The following is a 720-nucleotide window of genomic DNA, read 5'->3' as shown; positions in this document are numbered from 1 at the left end:
CTCATGGGTTCTACCGGGCCTGGCGATCGGGTGTCAGGCTTGGTTCCGGTAGCGACGGGCGGGTCAGCACTCATCACTCTTCTGACCCTGCGAGGTCTGGCGGCAGACAGTGCGCCCGCTCGTCGTGAGGGGACGGTGACCGCTACTGGGATGACGTGCCCCCGAGGCTGGGTGAGCACTGTGGCCATGAGATCGCTGGGAGTTCCCTCTCGCTGCTGCTGGACAATCCAACACGCAGAACGGGGTGATGCAGGTGTTGTTCGTCGGGGATGACTGGGCAGAAGACCACCACGACATCGAGATCGTGGACGACCAGGGCCAGGTCCTGGCCCGCAAACGAGTCCCCGAGGGGCTCGCCGGGATCACGCAGCTCCACGAGTTGATCGCGACGCTGCTGCCCGACCCGGGCGGCGAGGTGTCGCCGGAGCCGCAGGTGATCGTGGGGATCGAGACCGAACGCGGCGCCTGGGTCGCTTCACTGGTCGCGGCCGGTTACCAGGTGTTCGCGTTGAACCCGTTGTCAGCCGCTCGTTATCGGGAACGTCACTCGACGTCGGGGGCGAAGTCGGACGCGGCCGACGCTCACCTGCTCGCGGATATCGTCCGCCTGGACCGGGCCCACCACCGCCCGATTGCTGGCGACACGGCTCTGGCCGAGGGCGTGAAGCTCGCCGCCCGGGCGCATCAGAACCTGATCTGGGAACGGACCCGCCACGTCCT

The 720-nt window shown here is 67.4% G+C and carries 1 protein-coding gene; it reads left to right on the top strand.

The genetic code is table 11. The annotated features are described in order from the left end of the window. Positions 1-253: 253 nt before the first annotated feature. The coding region (locus tag ACTQ49_RS14990; RefSeq protein ID WP_441828634.1) for an IS110 family transposase at positions 254-720 on the top strand (467 nt) is incomplete at its 3' end.

Source organism: Luteococcus sp. Sow4_B9, from assembly GCF_052116585.1.
In the GTDB taxonomy this organism is placed as follows: domain Bacteria; phylum Actinomycetota; class Actinomycetes; order Propionibacteriales; family Propionibacteriaceae; genus Luteococcus.
Note: the sequence above shows the minus strand (reverse complement) of the source record. Positions and strands in the feature narration are given on the sequence as shown.